The sequence below is a fragment of the Streptococcus suis genome, assembly GCF_002960445.1.
GTDB lineage: Bacteria > Bacillota > Bacilli > Lactobacillales > Streptococcaceae > Streptococcus > Streptococcus hyiners.
Window position 1 is genome coordinate 1 of sequence record NZ_POJD01000037.1, and the last position, 316, is coordinate 316.

A 316-nucleotide genomic window follows, 5' to 3' on the forward strand; every position below is an offset into this window, starting at 1 on the left:
TGTTTGTTTAGAGTAAGCAACGTTAGAAGTGATTGTCAAGATAGATACTGTAGCTTCAGCATTCTTGTACAATTTATGTTTGTTCAAACGAGTGAAGAATGCTTCCATGAGCCATTTCGCAATATCATCTACACGGTCATCGTCTTCACCATAGCGTGGGAAGTCACCAGTTACTTCGTAGTCGTAGATAAATCCATCTTCATCACGGATTGGTTTAACTTGTGCATACTTGATTGCTGACAATGAGTCAACAGTGTTTGCGAAACCACAGATACCGAAGCCCATGTTAGCACGAAGGTGAGTTGGCAAGAATGCC

Annotated in this window: 1 protein-coding gene; it reads right to left on the reverse strand. The window is 41.5% G+C overall.

Annotated features, from left to right (window positions below):
* The coding region (locus C1G53_RS00195; RefSeq protein WP_330847448.1) for a pyruvate formate lyase family protein at window positions 1–316 on the reverse strand (316 nt) is incomplete at both ends.